Origin of the sequence: Paenilisteria newyorkensis (genome assembly GCF_000766145.1) — a bacterium.
Taxonomy (GTDB): Bacteria; Bacillota; Bacilli; order Lactobacillales; family Listeriaceae; genus Listeria_A; species Listeria_A newyorkensis.
In genome coordinates, this window is sequence record NZ_JNFB01000002.1 from 1 (window position 1) to 18,669 (window position 18,669).

12 protein-coding genes, 22 tRNA genes, 1 rRNA gene and 1 riboswitch are annotated in these 18,669 nt (G+C 47.6%); of the genes, 33 read left to right on the forward strand and 2 right to left on the reverse strand.

Annotated features, from left to right (window positions below):
* The 28 genes from rrf to EP58_RS00675 all read left to right on the forward strand — a co-directional run.
* Positions 1 to 71, forward strand: a 5S ribosomal RNA gene (gene rrf / locus EP58_RS17845); the annotation flags it as partial.
* Between the two features lie 16 nt (positions 72 to 87).
* Positions 88 to 160: transfer RNA gene (locus EP58_RS00545), tRNA-Val, on the forward strand.
* A 9-nt stretch (positions 161 to 169) separates the two neighbouring features.
* Positions 170 to 245, forward strand: a tRNA-Thr gene (locus tag EP58_RS00550).
* A gap of 31 nt (positions 246 to 276) precedes the next feature.
* Positions 277 to 349, forward strand: a tRNA-Lys gene (locus EP58_RS00555).
* A 5-nt stretch (positions 350 to 354) separates the two neighbouring features.
* Positions 355 to 436: transfer RNA gene (locus EP58_RS00560), tRNA-Leu, on the forward strand.
* Positions 437 to 448: 12 nt separating this feature from the next.
* Positions 449 to 523: transfer RNA gene (locus tag EP58_RS00565), tRNA-Gly, on the forward strand.
* A 31-nt stretch (positions 524 to 554) separates the two neighbouring features.
* Positions 555 to 643 (forward strand) — tRNA-Leu (locus tag EP58_RS00570).
* A gap of 14 nt (positions 644 to 657) precedes the next feature.
* Positions 658 to 731 (forward strand) — tRNA-Arg (locus EP58_RS00575).
* A 4-nt stretch (positions 732 to 735) separates the two neighbouring features.
* Positions 736 to 812, forward strand: a tRNA-Pro gene (locus tag EP58_RS00580).
* A gap of 28 nt (positions 813 to 840) precedes the next feature.
* A tRNA-Ala gene (locus tag EP58_RS00585) sits at positions 841 to 916 on the forward strand.
* A gap of 38 nt (positions 917 to 954) precedes the next feature.
* Positions 955 to 1,028 (forward strand) — tRNA-Met (locus EP58_RS00590).
* A gap of 11 nt (positions 1,029 to 1,039) precedes the next feature.
* A tRNA-Ile gene (locus tag EP58_RS00595) sits at positions 1,040 to 1,116 on the forward strand.
* 22 nt (positions 1,117 to 1,138) lie between these two features.
* A tRNA-Ser gene (locus EP58_RS00600) sits at positions 1,139 to 1,228 on the forward strand.
* Between the two features lie 40 nt (positions 1,229 to 1,268).
* Positions 1,269 to 1,342 (forward strand) — tRNA-Met (locus EP58_RS00605).
* A gap of 5 nt (positions 1,343 to 1,347) precedes the next feature.
* Positions 1,348 to 1,420 (forward strand) — tRNA-Asp (locus EP58_RS00610).
* 10 nt (positions 1,421 to 1,430) lie between these two features.
* Positions 1,431 to 1,503: transfer RNA gene (locus tag EP58_RS00615), tRNA-Phe, on the forward strand.
* A 24-nt stretch (positions 1,504 to 1,527) separates the two neighbouring features.
* A tRNA-Thr gene (locus EP58_RS00620) sits at positions 1,528 to 1,603 on the forward strand.
* Positions 1,604 to 1,618: 15 nt separating this feature from the next.
* Positions 1,619 to 1,691: transfer RNA gene (locus EP58_RS00625), tRNA-His, on the forward strand.
* A gap of 20 nt (positions 1,692 to 1,711) precedes the next feature.
* Positions 1,712 to 1,782: transfer RNA gene (locus tag EP58_RS00630), tRNA-Gly, on the forward strand.
* A gap of 17 nt (positions 1,783 to 1,799) precedes the next feature.
* A tRNA-Ile gene (locus EP58_RS00635) sits at positions 1,800 to 1,876 on the forward strand.
* 6 nt (positions 1,877 to 1,882) lie between these two features.
* Positions 1,883 to 1,955, forward strand: a tRNA-Asn gene (locus EP58_RS00640).
* A gap of 18 nt (positions 1,956 to 1,973) precedes the next feature.
* A tRNA-Ser gene (locus tag EP58_RS00645) sits at positions 1,974 to 2,064 on the forward strand.
* 33 nt (positions 2,065 to 2,097) lie between these two features.
* Positions 2,098 to 2,169, forward strand: a tRNA-Glu gene (locus EP58_RS00650).
* Between the two features lie 72 nt (positions 2,170 to 2,241).
* Positions 2,242 to 3,411: an MFS transporter gene (locus tag EP58_RS00655; RefSeq protein WP_036088946.1), complete on the forward strand. Its 1,170-nt coding sequence runs from the start codon at positions 2,242 to 2,244 to the stop codon at positions 3,409 to 3,411.
* Between the two features lie 82 nt (positions 3,412 to 3,493).
* Positions 3,494 to 3,599, forward strand: a riboswitch (SAM riboswitch).
* 102 nt (positions 3,600 to 3,701) lie between these two features.
* Positions 3,702 to 5,984: a 5-methyltetrahydropteroyltriglutamate--homocysteine S-methyltransferase gene (metE, locus tag EP58_RS00660; protein WP_036088948.1), complete on the forward strand. Its 2,283-nt coding sequence runs from the start codon at positions 3,702 to 3,704 to the stop codon at positions 5,982 to 5,984.
* A 73-nt stretch (positions 5,985 to 6,057) separates the two neighbouring features.
* A complete protein-coding gene (locus EP58_RS00665; RefSeq protein ID WP_036089087.1) occupies positions 6,058 to 7,185 on the forward strand; it encodes an aminotransferase class I/II-fold pyridoxal phosphate-dependent enzyme in 1,128 nt (375 codons plus the stop codon).
* Positions 7,178 to 8,347, forward strand: a complete 1,170-nt coding sequence (metC, locus tag EP58_RS00670; protein WP_036088951.1) for a cystathionine beta-lyase — start codon at positions 7,178 to 7,180, stop codon at positions 8,345 to 8,347. The genes EP58_RS00665 and metC overlap by 8 nt, the downstream gene beginning before the upstream one ends.
* Entirely contained in the window at positions 8,347 to 10,203 is a 1,857-nt protein-coding gene (locus tag EP58_RS00675; RefSeq protein ID WP_036088953.1) for a bifunctional homocysteine S-methyltransferase/methylenetetrahydrofolate reductase, read from the forward strand. The genes metC and EP58_RS00675 overlap by 1 nt, the downstream gene beginning before the upstream one ends.
* A gap of 45 nt (positions 10,204 to 10,248) precedes the next feature.
* On the opposite strand, the gene EP58_RS00680 is transcribed toward EP58_RS00675, so the two are convergent.
* Positions 10,249 to 11,193 (reverse strand): 1,4-dihydroxy-2-naphthoate polyprenyltransferase, encoded by a 945-nt coding sequence (locus EP58_RS00680; protein ID WP_036088957.1) that lies wholly within the window; start codon positions 11,191 to 11,193, stop codon positions 10,249 to 10,251.
* Positions 11,194 to 11,390: 197 nt separating this feature from the next.
* Between EP58_RS00680 and EP58_RS00685 the strand changes: the two genes are divergently transcribed.
* From EP58_RS00685 to EP58_RS00705, 5 genes are read left to right on the forward strand one after another with little or no spacing between them, the layout of a single operon-like run.
* Positions 11,391 to 12,785 (forward strand): isochorismate synthase, encoded by a 1,395-nt coding sequence (locus EP58_RS00685; RefSeq protein ID WP_036088958.1) that lies wholly within the window; start codon positions 11,391 to 11,393, stop codon positions 12,783 to 12,785.
* Positions 12,772 to 14,514, forward strand: coding sequence for a 2-succinyl-5-enolpyruvyl-6-hydroxy-3-cyclohexene-1-carboxylic-acid synthase (menD, locus tag EP58_RS00690; RefSeq protein WP_036088961.1), 1,743 nt, complete (start codon positions 12,772 to 12,774; stop codon positions 14,512 to 14,514). Before EP58_RS00685 ends, menD begins: the two co-directional genes overlap by 14 nt.
* Positions 14,515 to 14,516: 2 nt before the next feature.
* Entirely contained in the window at positions 14,517 to 15,341 is an 825-nt protein-coding gene (gene menH / locus EP58_RS00695) for a 2-succinyl-6-hydroxy-2,4-cyclohexadiene-1-carboxylate synthase (RefSeq protein WP_036088964.1), read from the forward strand.
* Complete coding sequence (menB, locus tag EP58_RS00700) at positions 15,341 to 16,159, forward strand: 1,4-dihydroxy-2-naphthoyl-CoA synthase (protein ID WP_036088967.1); 819 nt, start codon at positions 15,341 to 15,343, stop codon at positions 16,157 to 16,159. The genes menH and menB overlap by 1 nt, the downstream gene beginning before the upstream one ends.
* 16 nt (positions 16,160 to 16,175) lie before the next feature.
* On the forward strand, positions 16,176 to 17,579 hold the full coding sequence (locus EP58_RS00705; RefSeq protein WP_036088971.1) for an o-succinylbenzoate--CoA ligase: 1,404 nt from the start codon (positions 16,176 to 16,178) through the stop codon (positions 17,577 to 17,579).
* 49 nt (positions 17,580 to 17,628) lie between these two features.
* On the opposite strand, the gene EP58_RS00710 is transcribed toward EP58_RS00705, so the two are convergent.
* Entirely contained in the window at positions 17,629 to 18,579 is a 951-nt protein-coding gene (locus tag EP58_RS00710) for a metal ABC transporter solute-binding protein, Zn/Mn family (RefSeq protein ID WP_036088974.1), read from the reverse strand.
* Between the last annotated feature and the right edge of the window lie 90 nt (positions 18,580 to 18,669).

The window sequence follows — 18,669 nt, forward strand, 5'->3', positions numbered from 1 at the left end:
ACGGAAGTTAAGCTTTTCAGCGCCGATGGTAGTAGGGGGCTTCCCCCTGTGAGAGTAGGTCGTCGCCGGGCAATGTACATATTTTTAGGGGGCTTAGCTCAGCTGGGAGAGCATCTGCCTTACAAGCAGAGGGTCAGCGGTTCGATCCCGTTAGCCCCCATTTAATCAGGCCGGCTTAGCTCAGTTGGTAGAGCAACTGATTTGTAATCAGTAGGTCGCGAGTTCGACTCTTGCAGCCGGCACCATATATTTCTCATAGTATCGTTTTTGTATTGTGAGCCGTTAGCTCAGTTGGTAGAGCATCTGACTTTTAATCAGACGGTCGATGGTTCGAGCCCATCACGGCTCATTTTTGCGGGTGTGGCGGAATTGGCAGACGCACCAGATTTAGGATCTGGCGCCGCGAGGCGTGAAGGTTCAAGTCCTTTCACCCGCATTCTATAATGATGCGGAAGTAGCTCAGTGGTAGAGCACCACCTTGCCAAGGTGGGGGTCGCGGGTTCGAACCCCGTCTTCCGCTCCAAAATGTAAGTTGCCATTATAAAGTTTCTAACGCCGGGGTGGCGGAACTGGCAGACGCACAGGACTTAAAATCCTGCGGATAGTGATATCCGTACCGGTTCGATTCCGGTCCTCGGCACCATATACTTATATAATGCGCCCGTAGCTCAACTGGATAGAGTACTTGACTACGAATCAAGCGGTTAGAGGTTCGAATCCTCTCGGGCGCACTTTCGGGAAGTAGCTCAGCTTGGTAGAGCACTTGGTTTGGGACCAAGGGGTCGCAGGTTCGAATCCTGTCTTCCCGACCATTAAGAAAATATCCCATATTTTTATGAAGGGGCCTTAGCTCAGCTGGGAGAGCGCCTGCTTTGCACGCAGGAGGTCAGCGGTTCGATCCCGCTAGGCTCCACCAAATTTTTTGTGAGTAAAGGTACGCTTATCTATTATATTGGCGGTGTAGCTCAGATGGCTAGAGCATTCGGTTCATACCCGAAAGGTCGTGGGTTCGACTCCCTCCGCCGCTACCTTTTAATTTGGACCTTTAGCTCAGTTGGTTAGAGCAGACGGCTCATAACCGTCCGGTCGCAGGTTCGAGTCCTGCAAGGTCCACCAATCACTATTTTTATTATATCATGGAGGAATACCCAAGTTTGGCTGAAGGGATCGGTCTTGAAAACCGACAGGCGGGTAAGACCGCGCGGGGGTTCGAATCCCTCTTCCTCCTTTTTCTTCTTAGTGATTTGTGGATAAAATAATATTATTGTCGCGGGGTGGAGCAGTCTGGTAGCTCGTCGGGCTCATAACCCGAAGGTCGCAGGTTCAAATCCTGTCCCCGCAATTGGTGGTTCCGTGGTGTAGGGGTTAACATGCCTGCCTGTCACGCAGGAGATCGCGGGTTCAAATCCCGTCGGGACCGCTTTACTTATGGCTTGGTAGCTCAGTTGGTAGAGCACTTGATTGAAGCTCAAGGTGTCGGCAGTTCGATTCTGTCCCAAGCCACCTTTATAGTTGTTTGTATCTTAAGCCGGCTTAGCTCAGTTGGTAGAGCAACTGATTTGTAATCAGTAGGTCGCGAGTTCGACTCTTGCAGCCGGCACCATATTTAGCGATAGCGGCGGCTATGGCGAAGTGGTTAACGCACCTGATTGTGGTTCAGGCATGCGTGGGTTCGATTCCCACTAGCCGCCTTTATGAAATTTTGGATAATGCGGGTGTAGTTTAGTGGTAAAACTACAGCCTTCCAAGCTGTTGTCGTGGGTTCGATTCCCATCACCCGCTCTTTATTTTTTTATTGTGGGCCTATAGCTCAGCTGGTTAGAGCGCACGCCTGATAAGCGTGAGGTCGATGGTTCGAGTCCATTTAGGCCCACCATATTATTCCACAGTAGCTCAGTTGGTAGAGCAATCGGCTGTTAACCGATCGGTCGCAAGTTCGAGTCTTGCCTGTGGAGCTTGTAATTGTTTATATTGGGGAAGTACTCAAGTGGCTGAAGAGGTGCCCCTGCTAAGGGTATAGGTCGTTAACGCGGCGCGAGGGTTCAAATCCCTCCTTCTCCGCCAGTATAAAAGATGCGAAACTAGAATTAATATTTAGGCCCGTTGGTCAAGCGGTTAAGACACCGCCCTTTCACGGCGGTAACACGGGTTCGAATCCCGTACGGGTCATCGCTGATTATAAGAACAATGTCATTTATGGCATTGTTCTTTTTAATGCAAAAAATGCATAGGAGGATAGGTATGAAAAGCAATAGATTTAAATTTTGGATTTTGACAGTGGTTGTTGCTATATCTGGTTTATCTCAAGGCTTATTGTTGCCTTTGATTTCGATTATATTTGAGGGAAATGGGATTTCTTCGGGATTGAATGGGCTCCATGCTACTGGGATATATATAGGGGTCTTATTAGTATCGCCATTTATTGAGGCGCCATTACACCGATTTGGATACAAACCTATTATTATTGTTGGTGGTGGGATTGTAGCGGTTGCTTTATTACTATTTCCACTGTGGTTTAATTTATATTTTTGGTTTATTTTGCGACTGCTGATTGGTGTGGGGGATCATATGTTGCACTTTTCTTCGCAGACTTGGATTGGTGCTATGAGTCATCCTTCTAAGCGTGGACGTAATATGGCTATCTATGGTCTGTTTTTTTCGTTGGGGTTTGCTGTTGGACCACAACTCGTGAATTTAATGGAGATTAATGTGAACTTGCCGTTCTTTATATCGGGGATTATGGTGATTATTGCTTGGGGGCTTGTGTGGTTTCTTAGGAATGAGTTTGTTGCTGAGAAGGCAGTTATACGCGAAATTTCGTTTTTTGGAAGTATAAAGCGATTTTCGGACGTATTTAGGCTTGCTTGGATTTCGATGATTCCGCCTTTTGTTTATGGCATATTGGAGACGGCGCTTAATGCTACTTTTCCGATTGTGGGGCTTCGGGATGGGATTCCGCAGGCGATGGTTGTGACGATTATTTCTTCCTTTTCTGTTGGGACGATTTTATTCCAGGTTCCGATTGGGATTTTGAGTGATAGGATTGGTAGGGCAAAGGTTTTGCCTATTTTTGTGGGGGTGGGGGCTGTTTTGTTTTTTGTGACGGCTTTTGTTTCTAATAGTATTGTATTGATTGGGATGTTTTTTGTTCTGGGGATTTTTCTGGGGTCGATGTATTCGCTTGGATTGTCTTATATGACGGATTTGACGCCACTGGAGCTTTTGCCTGCGGGGAATATTTTAGTCGGGATGAGCTTTAGTTTGGGGAGTATTATTGGGCCTTCTGCGACGGGAATTATGATTGGTTTGTTTGGTAATGATGTGTTTTATTTTGTGATTACAGGGCTTCTGGTTGTAGCGTTTGTAGCGTTGTTTTTCGGGAATGCTCGAAAAAGTTTGACAATGCCGTGATTTTTTAGTTGACAGGAATTTCGTGGGATGGTAATATAAGTTCAATACATCGGAACTGGATGTAATTAATTTCATATAATAACTCTTATTGTGAGTGGTAGAGGGACTGGCCCTGTGAAACCCGGCAACCTTTCAGTTTTTGAAAAGGTGCTAAATCCTGCGAAGTATGATGCTTCGAAAGATAAGAGAGTGAATGCGTGTCTGTAAAATTCGGATATTCGTAGCCTCTCTGGTTCTTTGCTGGGGAGGCTTTTTATATGAAAAAAATAATGAGGGAATGGTGATGTGAAATGGCGAAAGTTCAAAGTTCAAATTTAGGGTATCCGCGTTTAGGTGAGAAACGGGAGTGGAAGAAGGCACTTGAGAATTATTGGAACCATAAGATTTCTGAAGAGCAATTACTTTCTGAAACTAAAGAATTGCGTTTACAAGCTTTGAAGAAACAGCAGGACAAAGGGATTGATTTGATTCCAGTTGGGGACTTTTCTTTTTATGATCACATTTTAGATACGAGTATTACGTTTGGAATTGTGCCGAAACGGTTTAATTATGAGGCTGGGAAAGTGGATCTTGATACATATTTCGAGGTTGCGCGTGGGAATGATGGTGCGGTTGCTTCGGAGATGACGAAGTGGTTTAATACGAATTATCATTATATTGTGCCGGAGCTTGTGGATGCGAAGCCGCAGTTGACGGAGAATCGGGCATTGTTTTATTATGAGGAAGCGAAAAAAGAGCTTGGTATTGATGGGAAGCCAGTGCTTGTTGGACCGATTACGTATTTGAAATTGGCGAAGGGGAATGATGATTTTAAAGGGTTGTTGGATCAGCTGGTTCCGCTTTATGGTCAAATTTTGAAGGAGTTGCAAGATGCTGGTGCAAAATGGGTGCAGATTGATGAGCCTTACTTAGCGACTAGTTTTGATAAGGAAGAGTTGGCATTGTTTGAAGAGGTTTATGCTTCATTTAAGAATGTTGCACCTGATTTGAAGATTGAATTGCAAACCTATTTCGAAAGTCTTGATTATTTTGAAGAGGTTGTGAAACTGCCGGTGGATGCGATTGGTGTGGATTTTGTGCATGATCATGGTGAGTCGATCGAAGCGCTTGAAAAATTTGGATTCCCGGAGGATAAAATTTTGGCGGCTGGAGTGATTGATGGTCGTAATGTATGGCGTGCGGATTTGGATGCGAAATTAGGACTTCTTGAGCGGATTGCAAAAGTGGTGCCGAAAGAGCGGTTAATTGTGCAGCCGTCGAGTTCATTACTGCATGTGCCGGTGACGAAAGCGAGTGAGCCTGATTTGGATGGGGTGTTGCTTGGTGGGTTGTCATTCGCGGATGAGAAGTTGGTGGAGTTAGTGGCGCTGACGGAGGCATTGAATGGGGAAGATGTGACGGCGGAATTTACGGATGCGAGGGCGGCGCTGGGTGCGATTAATGGTTCGCATCACCGGAATAATGCGGAGGTGCAGGAAGCGATTCGTAATTTAGAGAACGTGGAAGTGAAGCGTGATTTACCGTTTGCGGAGCGGATTAAGTTGCAACATGAGTGGTTGCAGTTGCCGTTATTGCCAACGACGACGATTGGTAGTTTTCCGCAATCGCCTGAGGTCCGGAAGAAGCGTTCGGATTGGTTGAAGAAAGTGATTACGGACGCGGAATATGAGAAATTTATTGAGACGGAGACGGAACGCTGGATTCGGATTCAAGAGGATTTGGACTTGGATGTGCTGGTGCACGGTGAGTTTGAAAGAACGGATATGGTGGAGTATTTTGGTCAGAAGTTGGATGGTTTCCAAGCGACGAAATTTGGTTGGGTGCAGTCTTATGGGTCGCGCGCGGTGCGTCCGCCATTGGTATACGGGGATGTGGCGTTTACGGAAGCTATTACGGTGAAGGAAAGCGTTTATGCACAATCGTTAACGGATCGGCCTGTGAAGGGGATGCTGACGGCGCCGGTGACGATTATCAACTGGTCGTTTGTGCGTGATGATGTGCCGGATTATGTGGTTGCGAATCAAGTTGGTTTGGCGCTGCGTAAAGAGGTGGAGGCGCTTGAGGAGGCTGGAATTCGCGTGATTCAGGTCGATGAGCCGGCGCTGCGTGAAGGGTTGCCGCTCAAGCGTTCGAGATGGCAGAAGTACTTGGATGATGCGGTTTATTCGTTCAAGTTAACGACGACTTCGGTTAAGAATGATACGCAAATTCATACGCATATGTGTTATGCCGAGTTTGAGGATATTATCGATACGATTAGTGCGCTAGATGCGGATGTAATCTCGATTGAGACGTCTCGTAGCCACGGTGAAATTATAGAAACGTTTGAGAAGGTTGGTTATGATAAAGAGATTGGTCTGGGTGTATATGATATTCATAGCCCGCGTGTTCCAACGACTGGCGAAATTCAAGAAAATATCCGTCGTGCTTTAAAAGTGATTGACGCGCGCCAGTTCTGGGTGAATCCGGACTGTGGTTTGAAAACGCGTAAAGAGAAGGAAACGGTTGAGGCGCTTCGAGATATGGTCAATGCGACGAAGGAAATTCGTGAAGCGTATAAAGTGATAAAATAATAGGGAATTAGGCGCTAGGAACGGCATCATGTTGCTACTCCTGGCGCTTTTTAAATTGATGGAGGGGATTGGAATGACAAAGTTAAAGAAAGAAACAATTGTAGCGCAAATTGGAAATCGAAAAAGTGGAGCGACTGGTGCTGTGAACATGCCGATATATTTGTCGACTGCATACCGTCATGAAGATCTGGGTGTTTCGACAGGGTATGATTATACGAGAACGGGAAATCCGACGCGTGAGGTTTTGGAGGAGTCACTCGCGACACTTGAAAATGGAACGGCTGGTTTTGCGACGAGTTCGGGTATGAGTGCGATTCAGCTTATTTTTACGTTGTTTGCGAGTGGCGATCATATTATTTCTTCACGGGATTTATATGGTGGTACATATCGTTATTTTGAATTGATTGCGAAAAAGTATAACATTGATTTTTCTTATTGGGAGTCGACGGATTTGGCTGATTTGGAAGGTTTGTTGACACCGGCGACGAAGGCTGTGTTTATTGAAACGCCGACGAATCCTTTGATGGTGGAAACGGATCTTGCGGCCGTTGTGGCTTTTGCTAAGAAGCATGATTTGCTGGTGATTGTGGATAATACGTTTTTGACGCCGATTTTGCAGCAGCCGCTGGATTTGGGTGCGGATATCGTTTTTCATAGTGCGACGAAGTATCTTGGTGGGCATAATGATGTGCTTGCGGGTGCGGTGATTGTGAAAGATGAGGCGTTGGCTGTGCAGTTGCGCGATTTCCATAATTCGATTGGTGCGGTACTTTCGCCATTTGACAGTTGGTTATTGATGCGTGGGTTGAAGACGCTTGTTTTGCGGGTGGAGCAACATCAGAAAAATGCGCGGAAAGTGGCGGCGTTTTTGGAGGGTCACGAGGCTGTGACGAAGGTGCTGTATCCTGGAAAGGGCGGCATGGTGAGTTTCTTGATTAAGGATGCTACGCTTGTTTCGCCGTTATTGCGTAGCTTGGAGTTGTTTACGTTTGCGGAGAGTTTGGGTGGCGTAGAGAGTTTGATCACGTATCCAGTGACGCAGACGCATGCGGATGTGCCGCACGAACTTCGGGAATCTTATGGGCTGACGGATGAGCTTTTACGGATTTCGGTTGGGATTGAAAATAGTGATGACTTAATTGCTGATTTGGATCAGGCTTTTGCGGCTGTTTTAAAAGAAGGGGTGAGCGTGCATGAGTGAGGAGTTTTCTTTTAATACGAAGGTTGTGCATGCGAGTCTTGGCATTGATGAGGCGACTGGTGCGCTGAATACGCCGCTTCATTTGTCATCGACGTTTCATCAGCCGGATTTTGATAATTATCATGAGTTCGATTATGCGAGATCGGGGAATCCGACGCGTCAGGCTGTGGAGGAAGCGATTGCTAAGTTGGAAAATGGGACGCATGGTTTTGCGTTTGCGACTGGGATGGCTGCGATTTCAGCGGCGCTTTTGACTTTGTCGCAGGGCGATCATTTTATTATTTCTGGGGATGTGTATGGCGGTACGTTTCGGTTGACGGAGCAGGTTTTGCCACGGTTTGGGATTACGCATACGTTTGTGGATATGGGTGATTTGGATGCTGTTGCGGCGGCTTTTCAGGAGAATACGAAGTTGGTTTACGTGGAGACGCCTTCGAATCCGTTGATGCGTGTGACGGATATTGCGGCGGTGGCGCGACTTGCGAAGGAACATGATTGTTATACGTTTGTGGATAATACGTTTTTGACGCCGGCTTTGCAACGACCGCTTGATTTGGGCGCGGATTTGGTGGTGCATAGTGCAACGAAATTTATCGGGGGCCATAGCGATATTTTGGCGGGGCTTGTGGTGACGAATAATGAGGAGCTCGCGAAACAGGTTTATTTCATGCAAAATTCGACGGGTGGCGTGCTCGGCGTTCAGGATTGCTGGTTGTTGTTGCGTGGCCTCAAGACGCTTGCTGTGCGGATGAGTGTGGGCAAGGCGTCAGCGCAAAAACTGGCGGAATTTTTGCAAGCGGATGATCGGGTGAAGGCGGTTTTTTATCCTGGGCTTACGAGTCATCCGGATTACGATATTCAGCAGAGACAGGCGGATTCGGCGGGCGCGGTGTTGTCGTTTGACCTTGGTAGTGAGGAGGCGGCGCGCCAGTTTGTGAATCATGCGAAATTGCCGGTGTTTTCAGTGAGTTTGGGTGCAGTGGAGAGTATTTTGTCGTATCCAGCGAGGATGTCTCATGCGGCGATTCCAGAAGAAGAACGGTTGAAACTCGGCATTACGCCAGGATTATTACGCTTTTCGGCGGGGCTTGAGGATATCGCGGATGTGATCAAAGACTTCGAACAAGCGCTTACCTATACAGTGGAAAGGAGTGCTCGTTGATGAATTTACGCCGCGATTTAAGTGAAAAAGTTTTAATTGCTGATGGTGCAATGGGTACGTTGCTGTATTCTTACGGGGTTGATCGCTCCTTTGAAGAGTTGAATTTATCGCATCCAGATGATATTGTTGCGATCCATCGGGCTTATATCGAGGCTGGAGCGGATATTATTCAAACAAATACCTACAGCGCGAACTATATTAAGCTGTCGCGTTACGGTTTACAAGATGATATTAAAAAAATTAATCAGGCGGCTGTGCGGCATGCGAAAGAGGCGGCGCGGGGAACTGGTGTGTATATTTTTGGCACGATTGGCGGGATTAACGGGGCGAATGATGCCCGAATTGCGGCGCCGAGTTTGGAGGAGATTAAGCGTAGTTTCCGGGAGCAATTGTACTGTCTGTTGCTTGAAGGCGTGGATGCGATTTTGCTGGAGACGTATTATGATCTTGACGAACTAAAAACGGTGTTAAAAATTACACGCGAAACGACGGACTTGCCGATAGTCGCGAATGTTTCGATGCATGAACCGGGGCTTTTGCAAAGTGGGCAGACGTTGGCATCGGCGTTACAGGAATTGGCGGATTTGGGAGCGGATGTCGTTGGCGCGAATTGTCGACTTGGTCCCTATCATATGTCCAAAGCGCTTGAGAGTGTGCCGTTGCTGGAAAATGCTTATTTGGCGGCGTATCCGAATGCTAGTTTACCGCAGATGGATGAGGGAAAAGTCGTTTATCAGACGGAAACGGATTATTTTGAGCAGTATGGCGAGATTTTCAGGCAGGAAGGTGTGCGTTTGATCGGTGGTTGTTGTGGCACGACGCCGGATCATATTCGGGCATTGCGAAGAGGTTTGAAATCGATAAAACCGGTGACGTCAAAAGTGGTTCATCCGATTTTGGAATTGGCGGAGTTGGATGCAGCGGAAGACGCGGGTGTGAGGCTTACGGATAAGGTGAAGGAGCAGTATACGGTGTTGGTGGAACTTGACCCGCCGCGGACATTTGATACGGCGGAATTTTTTGAAGGGGCGCAGAAGCTCGATGCTGCGGGTGTGGATGCGATCACGATTTCGGATAATTCGCTGGCGACACCGCGGATTAGTAACATGGCACTTGCTGCGATTTTGAAGCAGGAGTATGATATTCGGCCGCTCATTCATTTGACGACGCGGGATCATAATCTGATCGGGATGCATTCGCATATCATGGGCTTTCATAAGTTGGGGATTCAGGATGTGCTGGCGGTGACGGGAGATCCGAGTAAAGTTGGCGATTTTCCAGGCGCGTCATCGGTGTTTGATTTGCGATCGGTGGAGCTTGTGCAGTTGATTAAGAAGTTCAATGATGGGATTTCTTATACTGGGAAGTCGTTGAAAGAGAAGGCGCGATTCCAAGTGGCGGCAGCGTTTAATCCGAATGTGTTGAAGCTAGATAAGGCAGTTCGGTTGATTGAACGAAAGGTTGAATATGGTGCGGATTATATCATCACGCAACCGATTTATGATACGGAAAAGGCGGTGCAATTGAAAGAGGCGCTGGTCGAAGCTGGGATTACGGTTCCTGTTTTTGTTGGTGTGATGCCGTTACTTTCTAGTCGGAATGCCGAGTTTCTCCATAATGAAGTTCCAGGTATTCGTTTGACGGATGAGGTTCGGGAGCGGATGCGAGAAGCGGATAAAAGCGGGACTGGGCGTGAGGAAGGCATGGCGATTGCGAAGGAAATACTCGACGCGATTTGTGAGCATTTTAATGGTGTGTATATTATTACGCCGTTCTTACGGTACGATTTGTCGATTGAGTTGACGAAATATGTGCAGAGCAAAGAAACGATTGCAGAAGTCAGTTCGCAAAATTAAAAAGTACCAGCAAGCCGTGATAGGTTTGCTGGTACTTTTTGCGGTTTAAAAATCAACCATATTCGCGCTTAGTAAACTGATTAAAAACGCGATGGCTAGTAGTATTCCGAAGAATGTTAAGGCCTTGCTCGTTGCTTTCATCGCTGGAACCATTGTGATTGGCACGCTTTTTCCGATGAAGCGGCGAACGGCTTTGATTGCTTCGGGAACGCTGAGTAGAATAATCAGAATCCACGGAGTTGCTTCCACCGTGAAGATTAGCGCGATTTCCCATACGTACGCGAAAATGAAGGCGGAGGTGAAGAGGATAAGTGCTCCTTTTCGGCCTAGTAAAATCGCCAATGTGAGGCGTCCGTTTGCTTTGTCGGGCTCTAAATCGCGAATGCTGTTTGCTAGAAGTAAGTTGCCGACAAGTACCATCACTGGAATCGAAACGTAGACGATGAAAGAACTGATAAATCCGGCTTGAATATAGAAGGAAATGAATGTGATAATACCTCCCATGAAAAAACCAGCCATGATTTCGCCGAACGGTGTGTAGGCAATCGGGTATGGTCCGCCAGTGTATAAATAACCGACAACCATCGAGATAATGCCGAGTAGACCGATCCACCAATTATTCACGTCCATGCATAAGTAAACGCCACCTAGAATAGCTAATACGTATAGAAAAATGGCTAGGAATAAAATAAAGCCTGGTTTCATCCCGTTTCGGACAATTGCGCCACCGTTTCCTACTGTATGCTCATCGTCTTGCCCTTTTTTGAAATCGTAGTATTCGTTAAATAGGTTGGCAGAGGTTTGAATGAGGAAACACGATATTAGCATGACTAAAAAGCGCGTAAAATGAAAACTTTCGTAGCTCATTGCGACGGTGGTTCCTAAAAATACTGGTACGAATGATGCAACCAGTGTGTGCGGACGGAGTAACATCCACCATTTATGGAATCCAGAGTGTCTTACAATAGCTGATTTTGTGCCGTGTGCCATTAGTTTCTCTCCTTTTATAAAAGCTTTGTACTTGTACAATTTTAGGCAATGTTTGTCTATTAGTCAATGAATATAGATGATTTCTTTTTCGGATGGGGAGCTGGGCTGTTTTTTCGGGAGTGTCTAGAGGTGTAAAAACGGATGGCTTTTGTTATAATGGGTAGGTGAGTGAAGGCAATGAAGGAGAGATGAGTTATATGGGTTTAACATTGCCAATAGAGCTGTTTCAGCAGGCAAAACGTAGATTAAATTCGCAACAGGAGAACGTGTTATTAAGCTGGGTTTGTGAGCTTCCTGGTGGTATGGCAAAACGTGTTTTTGATCAGGGAAACGGGTTTTTTAAAGGCGAGCGTTTCTTCTGGCAAAATAAAGAGCGAACGTTGCGACTTGCGGGGCTTGGCGCGATGGATCAGCTTCGAGTGGAGCAGGGGCAGGACCGGTTTTTGGCGTTACATACGAGAAAAGAGCAGGTGCTTGAATGGACGGTAACGAACAGTGAGGAAACTGCTTGTGGTGCCGTTTATTTTGGTGGATTTAGTTTTGATGATCAGCAGGATGCGTCGCCGGAATGGGAAAAGTTCGGGGAAGGATTTTTTTATTTGCCGCTTTTCTTGGTGACGGAGAAGGAGGATCGCTGTTATTTATCGGTGAATCTGTGGCTTTCGGAGGACGATGATTATGCGAAAGTCGAGGCTGTGATGGCGCAGTGGGATAGGGTTGCCGCGTCGTCGGTTGTGCAGGATCCGGAAGTGGCTTGTATTTTGGAGGAGCGCTTGGCGGAGGATGCTTGGTTGCGGGCTGCGACGGATGTTGTGGCGTTGTTGCAGGAATCGCCGAATATGCAGAAAGTGGTATTGGCTCGGCGGATGCGACTGGGATTCGATGGTTTTCTTTCGAGTAGCCGGATTATCGCGCATATGGAAGAGCAGCAGGCAAATAGTTACTGTTTCGTGCTGGAAAATGGGACGAGTACTTTCTTTGGTGCCACGCCGGAACGGTTATTGATGGCGGATGCGTTTCATTTGGAGTCGGCTTGCGTGGCGGGTTCGATTGCGCGCGGGGAGACGGCGAGTGAGGATGCGATGCTTGGTGATGCGCTACTTAGCGATGCGAAAAACTTGGCGGAACATCATTTCGTTGTGGAGATGATTCAGGGCACGATGGCGCGTTTTTGCGAGGATGTGCAGGTTTCGGCGAGTCCGGTATTGCTTAAGAATCGGGATATTCAGCATTTGTATATGACGGTTTCAGGACGCCGAGGCGAGGCGAAGTTGTTGGACGTGTTGCGTGCGCTTCATCCGACGCCGGCGCTTGGTGGTTGGCCGCAAGCGGAGGCGATGACGGTGATTCGTTTGAAAGAAGAGATGGATCGCGGTTTTTATGGGGCTCCGATTGGTTGGATTGATCCGCTTGATCGTGGTGAATTTGCGGTCGCGATTCGTTCGGCGCTTGCGATAGATACGAATGCGTTGTTGTATGCTGGATGCGGGATTGTGGCGGATTCGGTGCCAGCGGAGGAACTTGCGGAGACGGCGATTAAGTTTCAGCCGATGCTACGGGTATTAGGAGGTAAGGTACATGAACGATCATAGACAGGTCATGACGGAATATTTGGCGGCTTTTGTGGAAGAATTGGTGCAGGCTGGCGTGAAAGAGGCGGTTATTAGCCCAGGTTCGCGTTCGACGCCGATTGCTTTATTGATGGCAGAACATCCGACGCTAAAAATTTATGTGGACGTGGATGAGCGCTCGGCAGGATTTTTTGCGCTGGGAATTGCGAAGGCTTCGAAAAGACCGGTTGTACTTTTATGTACGTCGGGAACGGCCGCGGCGAATTATTTTCCTGCGGTGGCTGAGGCTAATTTATCGCAGGTTCCGTTGCTTGTTTTGACGGCGGATCGGCCGCATGAACTGCGAAATGTTGGGGCGCCGCAAGCGATGGATCAGGTTCGCTTATTCGGATCGCATGTGAAGGATTTTACGGATATGGCATTGCCTGAGAATTCGACGGAGATGTTGCGTTTTGCAAAATGGCATGGTTCGAAGGCTGTGGATATTGCGATGAATGCGCCGCGTGGACCGGTTCATTTGAATTTTCCGTTGCGCGAGCCGTTGATGCCGATTTTGGAGCCGTCGCCGTTTGCGGTTACGGAGAAGAAGCGGCGTCACGTGCATATTTATTATACACATGAGGTGTTAGAGGATGCAGTGATTGCGCAGATTATAGGGGCTTGTGCTGGGAAGCGTGGCGTTTTTGTGGCGGGTCCTTTGGATAAAAAGGCGTTTTCACCGAAATTGGTGGCGCTCGCGGAACAGATTGGTTGGCCGATTTTGGCGGATCCGTTGTCGCAGTTGCGTAGTTATGGTGCGCTGAGCGATGCGGTGATTGACCAGTATGATGCGATTTTGCAGGAGGAATTGGCGCGTGAGGCATTGCGTCCGGAAGTTGTGATTCGCTTTGGGGCGATGCCGGTTTCGAAGCCGCTCATGAAGTGGCTGGAGGCTTTGGAGGACGTGATGTTCTACGTGGTTGACCCTGGCGCGGCGTGGAAGGATCCGATTAAAGCGGTGACGAACATGATTCACTGTGACGAGCATTTCTTGGTGGGCGCGCTTACGGACGGCTGGCAGGAGAAGACTGCGGCGGACTGGGCGGGAACTTGGCAACATTTGAATGCAAAAGTGAAGATGGTTATCAAGGGGCATATGGAGACGCTTGAGACGCTGGATGAAGGGAAGCTTGTGTACGAACTGCGCGAGTGGATTCCTGAAAAAGCTGGTTTGTTTATCGGGAACAGTATGCCGATTCGTGATATTGATACGTATTTTGCGCAGGTCGATAAACAGGTTCGGATGCTTGCTAATCGGGGCGCAAACGGGATTGATGGCGTGGTTTCTTCGGCGCTTGGTGCAAGTTTGACGGAGCAACCGATGTATTTATTGATTGGTGATTTGTCGTTTTATCATGATATGAACGGTCTTTTGATGGCGAAAAAATATGGGCTTAATTTGACGATTATTGTGGTGAATAATAATGGTGGCGGGATCTTCTCGTTCTTACCGCAGGCGTCAGATCCGAAGTATTTTGAGTCGTTATTTGGGACGGGGACGGATCTTGATTTTCGCTATACGGCGGCGCTTTATGAGGGGGATTTTCATGAGGCGGCGGATTGGGATGAGTTCCATGATGCGCTTGATCAGGCCCACTTCCACAAGGGGCTGGATATTATTGAAGTGAAGACGAATCGATATGAAAATGTGGATGCTCACCGGGCGTTGTGGGAAGCGATTAAGACGGCGATTCGTTCGGAGTTGAAATAAGGATGCGGATTCGGGGCGTGGATTACCATGTTGTGGAGACGAATGCTGGGGCTTTACGGGGAACGCTGTTGTTGCTCCACGGCTTTACTGGTTCGCATGCGACGTATGATGCGATTTTGCCGATTTTGGCGGCGGATTGGCATTGTGTGACGGTGGACTTGTTGGGGCACGGTGAGACGGATGCGCCGCTTGATGTGACGCGATACGGGATGGAAGAGCAGGCGGCGGATTTGATGGCGATTTTGGATCAGGTTGGCGCGCAGAAAGCTTCGGTACTCGGATATTCGATGGGTGGCCGGCTAGCTTTGGGGCTTGCAACGCTTTACCCTGAGCGAATCCAGACGCTTGTTCTGCAGAGTGCTTCGCCGGGTTTGGAGTTGGAACAAGAGCGCGAGGCACGAATTTTGAAAGATACGGCGCTTGCTGATAAAATTAAAAAGCAAGGCGTGGCCGATTTTGTCGTAGATTGGGAGAAGTTGCCACTTTTTGCGACGCAGCGTTATCTCTCGGAAAATGTGCAGGATAAGATTCGCGCGGAACGGTTGAATCAACGTGCGCAAGGTTTGGCTGGAAGTCTTGGCGGAATGGGAACGGGTGCGCAGCCTTCTTTTTGGGAGGAGTTGCCGGCGCTTCACATGCCGATGCTACTTTTAGCGGGGCAAGAGGATCAGAAATTTTGCGGGATTGCGGTGGCTATGAAAATGGCGCTTCCCGATGCAAAATACATTACTTTTTCAAATGCGGGACATACGATACATATCGAGCAACCGGAGGCTTTTGGTTACGCGGTCCGCAATTGGTTACGAATTAGAGGAGGAACGAACTAATGGGTTTTGAGTGGAAAAAAGAGAAGGATTATACGGAAATTAAGTACGAAACATACGAAGGCATCGCGAAAATTACGATTGATCGTCCGCAAGTGCACAATGCATTTACACCAAAAACGGTCATTGAAATGATTGATGCGTTTACGATTGCGCGCGAGGATTCGAAGGTTGGCGTGATTATTTTAACGGGCGAAGGCGAGAAAGCGTTTTGTTCTGGTGGAGATCAGAAGGTTCGGGGGAATGGCGGCTACGTTGGCGAGGACAATATTCCGCGCTTGAACGTGCTTGATTTGCAGCGTTTGATTCGTGTGATTCCGAAACCGGTGATCGCGATGGTTGCTGGTTGGTCGATTGGCGGCGGAAACGTGTTGCAACTCGTATGTGACTTGACGATTGCGGCGGATAATGCAAAATTTGGTCAAACGGGACCGAATGTTGGTAGTTTTGACGCCGGTTATGGTTCTGGCTACTTGGCGCGCGTGATTGGTCATAAGAAAGCGAAGGAAGTTTGGTTCATGTGTCGTCAATATACGGCTGCTGAGGCGCTTGAAATGGGCTGGATTAACACGGTTGTGCCACTTGCGGATTTGGAAACAGAGACGGTTGCTTGGGCGAAGGAAATGTTGAAGAAAAGTCCGACGGCGCTTCGTTTTATTAAGGCAGCATTTAACGCGGACACTGACGGCTTGGCGGGTATTCAACAGCTTGCTGGTGACGCGACGCTTCTTTATTACACAACGGATGAGGCGAAAGAGGGGCGTGACGCGTTCAAAGAAAAACGTGACCCAGACTTCGATCAATTCCCGAAATTCCCTTGATTGTTGGTGAAAAATGATGGAACTAACCAATTGGTTGGAAAAACGAGTGCGGCTTTCTCCAGGGAAGACCGCGCTCGTTTTTCAGGATAAGCAGGAAACTTTTTTAGAGATATATGAAGCGGTGCAAGAAGTGGCTGGAAAATTGGCGTCGTTTGGTGTTCGGGACGGGATGTATGTCGCATTGCTTGGCAGGAATGACCGAGAGACGTTTTTGATGATTCATGCGTTGCAGCAGCTGGGGGCACGGACGGTATTTTTGAATAATCGGTTGACGGCGACGGAGATTTTGTTTCAAACGCAGGATGCGCAGGTGGAGCGGTGTTTTTACGCGGATGGGTTTGCGGAAAAAGTGGATGGAATTCCTGCGGTGCCTTTTACGTCTGTGATGGAGGCGCCGATTTTGAATGTTCCGCTCGTTTCCCATTTTGCGATGGAGGATGTGGCTTCGGTCATGTATACGTCGGGCACGACTGGGCAGCCTAAAGGGGTGATGCAGACGTTCGGGAATCATTGGTGGAGCGCGACTGGCTCGATGCTGAATCTTGGTTTGCAAGCCGGAGATAGTTGGCTCTGTGCGGTGCCGATTTTCCACATTAGTGGTCTGTCGATTTTGATGCGCTCGGTGATTTACGGGATTCCGGTTTATTTGGAGGAACATTTTGATGAGGCGCGGGTTGATGCCTTTTTGCGTAGCGGTGAGGTGACGTTGATTTCTGTGGTAACGACGATGGCGCAGCGTTTGCTGGACGTTTTTACGACGCGATATCATCCGAATTTCCGCTGCATGCTACTTGGCGGCGGCCCTGCGAACAAATCGATGCTTGAGGCTTGTTTTGAAAAAGGAATTCCGCTGGTGCAATCGTTTGGCATGACGGAAACGGCTTCACAAATCGTGACGCTACCACCGGAAGAGGCACTTTTAAAAATTGGCTCGGCAGGAAAACCTTTGTTTCCAGCAGAAATCAAGATTAGTGAACATGGCGAAATTTTGCTAAAAGGACCTTCCATCATGGCGGGGTATTTGCACAATGAATCCGCCACAAAGGCAGCATTTGACGAGGATGACTGGTTTCAGACGGGAGATATTGGTTACCTAGATGACGACGGTTTCCTGTTCGTGCTGGATAGGCGTTCCGATTTGATTATATCTGGCGGCGAAAATATTTACCCAACAGAAATCGAGCATGTTTTGATGGCGCACCCGAATATTGTAGAGGTGGCTGTGGTCGCTGCATCGGACGAAAAATGGGGCGAGGTACCGGTCGCTTTTATTGTAGCAAAGGAGGCGATGGATACGGCGCTACTTTCCGAATTTTGTCAGCAAAGGCTTGCGAAGTTTAAAATACCACGCCAATTTCATTTTTTAGACAAGCTTCCGAGAACCGCCTCCCAAAAAATTCAGCGTCATCGCTTAAAATAATAGCATACAAAAAGGCCGAGCGTTTCGCACACTCGGCCTTTCCTATACCTTAATAATTCAACGCCTTATCTAACGCCGCTAAATTATCTTTCATAATCGACATATAGTCACGTTTTGCATCGATATCTTTTTGCGTCAACGTTTCTAAATTGTGAAGCTTCATCGTCTTTGTGTCCGTTTCTTTCTGGATAACGTCGGCAATCTTGGAATTCGTATTTTGCTCCAACAAAATGTATGGAATCTTATCTTTTTTAATCGTGTTCACAATCGAAGTCAATTTCTTCTGAGAAGGTTCGTCACTCGTTGAAATACCGGCAATCGGAATTTGTTTGAAGCCGTATTCTTGCTCCCAGTAACCATACGCCGCGTGTGCCGTCACGAAATCTTTATGTTTCGCACTCGAAGCCATCGTTTTGTAATCGTTATTCAATGTTTTTAATTGAGATACAACGTCTTCATAATTCTTCTCAAACGTTGCTTTTTGTGCAGGAAGCTCTTTGCTTAAATTGTCCCGCACAACGCCTGCCATCGTCACCATATAATTCGGATCCAGCCAAACGTGCGGATTCACATCGCCATGATCGTGGTCATCATCCTCGTCCTCATGGTCATGATCTTCCTCTTCATGCGCGATAGTCGGCAGTTTCAAGCCATCCGTCGTCACGACAAATTTCACGTTCTCATTTTTAAGCGATTGTTTCGCTTTATCAACAAAACCTTCCATACCAAGTCCAATATAGAAAAATAGGTCGCTATCTGCAATATTCATCATGTCTTTTTGTGAGGGGTCAAAGCTGTGGGCGTCCGAACCAGCAGGATATACCGAATTTGCATCGACATATTTGCCACCAATTTGGGCCGCTAAGTATTGTAATGGATAAACCGTCGTGTAAACCGTCAACTTATCCGCATCTTTCGTCTTCGCGTCGCTATTGCCACAGCCGACCATGAAAACAGAAACAAGCAGAAGCGTACTAAGTAAAATTGCTATTTTCTTCATGAAAAAAGGAACCTCCTAAATCGAAATGATTCTTATTTGATGCTAAAAAATAATAAATCGTAGCCATTACGATTTAATATCAGAAATTCA

Coding starts and splice junctions, on each gene's coding strand:
- EP58_RS00655 (WP_036088946.1), top strand. CDS start 2,242: ATGAAAAGCAATAGATTTAAATTTTGGATTTTGACAGTGGTTGTTGCT.
- metE (WP_036088948.1), top strand. CDS start 3,702: ATGGCGAAAGTTCAAAGTTCAAATTTAGGGTATCCGCGTTTAGGTGAG.
- EP58_RS00665 (WP_036089087.1), top strand. CDS start 6,058: ATGACAAAGTTAAAGAAAGAAACAATTGTAGCGCAAATTGGAAATCGA.
- metC (WP_036088951.1), top strand. CDS start 7,178: ATGAGTGAGGAGTTTTCTTTTAATACGAAGGTTGTGCATGCGAGTCTT.
- EP58_RS00675 (WP_036088953.1), top strand. CDS start 8,347: ATGAATTTACGCCGCGATTTAAGTGAAAAAGTTTTAATTGCTGATGGT.
- EP58_RS00680 (WP_036088957.1), bottom strand. CDS start 11,193: ATGGCACACGGCACAAAATCAGCTATTGTAAGACACTCTGGATTCCAT.
- EP58_RS00685 (WP_036088958.1), top strand. CDS start 11,391: ATGGGTTTAACATTGCCAATAGAGCTGTTTCAGCAGGCAAAACGTAGA.
- menD (WP_036088961.1), top strand. CDS start 12,772: ATGAACGATCATAGACAGGTCATGACGGAATATTTGGCGGCTTTTGTG.
- menH (WP_036088964.1), top strand. CDS start 14,517: ATGCGGATTCGGGGCGTGGATTACCATGTTGTGGAGACGAATGCTGGG.
- menB (WP_036088967.1), top strand. CDS start 15,341: ATGGGTTTTGAGTGGAAAAAAGAGAAGGATTATACGGAAATTAAGTAC.
- EP58_RS00705 (WP_036088971.1), top strand. CDS start 16,176: ATGGAACTAACCAATTGGTTGGAAAAACGAGTGCGGCTTTCTCCAGGG.
- EP58_RS00710 (WP_036088974.1), bottom strand. CDS start 18,579: ATGAAGAAAATAGCAATTTTACTTAGTACGCTTCTGCTTGTTTCTGTT.